The sequence below is a fragment of the Streptomyces sp. NPDC058964 genome, assembly GCF_042741275.1.
Classification (GTDB): Bacteria; Actinomycetota; Actinomycetes; order Streptomycetales; family Streptomycetaceae; genus Streptomyces.
This window is the reverse complement of the sequence record NZ_JBHYKH010000912.1, coordinates 1-1,786: the sequence shown is the minus strand read 5'-3', so window position 1 is coordinate 1,786 and position 1,786 is coordinate 1. Positions and strand designations below refer to the sequence as shown.

Below are 1,786 nucleotides of genomic sequence, written 5' to 3'. Positions count from 1 at the left end.
GTCGCCCGCCACCCCCAGCCCACGCGCGCCCCCCCCCCCGCCCGCCCCCCCCGGGCGCCGGCCACCGCGCCGTCGGGGCGCCGCAGCCACGCTCCCCCGCAGAGGGACGCCGCGGCGGCGGCGACACCGCACACCGTGGCGGACAGCAGCGGCGGGCCCAGCGGCCTCAACGCGGGAACCGCGAGGACGGCGAAGCCGGCCTCGCCCGACAGGGCTCAGACGGAGAAGGCGATCCCGGCAGCTGTCGGTGAAGGAGCCCGCGCCGAGGACGCAGGCGAAGGCGGCGGGCAGGGCACCGCGACCGGTGGCGTTCATGCCGGCGACGCCAGGGAGCCCGGCGGCCCGGTTTAAGGTCCACTTCCATGACGTCATCGGGGACCGATCCGGGCGGGCTCGCCGGCACCGCCGCGTGGGAGCTGCTGCTGCCGGCCGCGTCGGCGCCGGCCCGCACGCGGGGCCGCGCCCTCCAGGCGGCGCTGCGCGAGGCGATCCGCTCGGGGCGCCTGGCGCCGGGCACACGGCTGCCGTCGAGCCGCGACCTCGCGACCGACCTCGGGGTGTCGCGCGGCCTGGTCACCGAGGCGTACGAGCAGTTGACGGCCGAGGGCTATCTGCGCAGCGGCCGGGGCGCGGGCACCTGGGTGGGCGGCGGGGTACGGGCGCGCACGCCCCGTGCGCGTGACCTGGCCCCGCGCGCTCCCGGGGCGCGCGCCGACTTCATCCCCGGCACCCCGGACCTGTCGCTGTTCCCGCGCGCCGCCTGGGCGGCCGCCCAGCGCGGGGTACTGGCGGACCTGCCCCACCACGACCTCGGCTACCCCGACCCGCGCGGACTGCCCCGGCTGCGCACGGCGCTCGCGGAACTGCTGTCCCGCCGCCGGGGCGTGGCGGCGGACCCGGAGCGGATCGTGGTCGTCTCGGGTGTCGCACAGGCCACGACCCTGCTCGGATTCGTGCTCCACGCGCGCGGGATGGGCACGGTCGGCGTCGAGGACCCGGGGAGCCCGCAGCACTCCGCCCTGTACGCGGCGGCCGGCGTGCGCACCGTAGCGCTGCCCCTGGACGCCGAGGGCCTGGCCCCGGACCCGCTGCTCGCCTCGGGGGTGCGGGCCGTGGTGACGACGCCGGCCCACCAGTACCCCACCGGCATCGCGTACTCCGCGCGGCGGCGCACCGAGTTGCTCGACTGGGCCCGCTCGGCGGACGGGCTCGTCCTGGAGGACGACTACGACGGCGACTTCCGCTACGACCGCGCCCCCGTGGGGGCGCTGCAGGGGCTCGACCCCGAGCGTGTCGCCTACGCGGGCTCGGTCAGCAAGTCCCTCGCCCCGGGCCTGAGACTGGGCTGGCTGCTTGTGCCGGAGTGGCTGGCCGGCGACGTGGTCGAGCGCAAACGCACCATGGACCTCGGGCATCCCTCGCTGGACCAGGCGCTGTTCGCGCGGTTCCTGGAGCGCGGCGACTACGACCGGCAGCTGCGCCGCTGCCAGCGCGCGTACCGCGAGCGTCGCGACGCGCTGGTCGCCGCGCTGGCGGAGCGGTTTCCCGAGGCGAGGGTGTCGGGCATCGCCGCCGGCCTGCACGCGATCGCCGAACTCCCCGAACGCTACGGGCCCGAGGACCGCTTCCTGGAACGGATGGCCGTTGCGGGGGTCGCGGTGCGCCCGCTCAGCGCCTGCACGCACGCGCGTACCGGCGATTCCGGGGTGCGGCTGGTCCTGGGGTACGCGCATCTGTCTCCCGCGCGGATACGGGCGGGGGTCGACCTGATGGCCGAGGCGCTCGC

Annotated in this window: 1 protein-coding gene and 1 pseudogene; one reads left to right on the top strand and one right to left on the bottom strand. The window is 77.7% G+C overall.

Annotation, left to right across the window (positions count from 1 at the left end; translation table 11 throughout):
* A pseudogene (locus tag ACFW2E_RS46320) lies at positions 1 to 239 on the bottom strand (hypothetical protein); the annotation flags it as partial.
* Between the two features lie 123 nt (positions 240 to 362).
* On the opposite strand from ACFW2E_RS46320, the gene ACFW2E_RS46315 reads away from it, so the two are divergent.
* Positions 363 to 1,786 (top strand): PLP-dependent aminotransferase family protein (locus ACFW2E_RS46315; protein ID WP_384478045.1); only part of this gene is annotated, 1,424 nt, incomplete at its 3' end.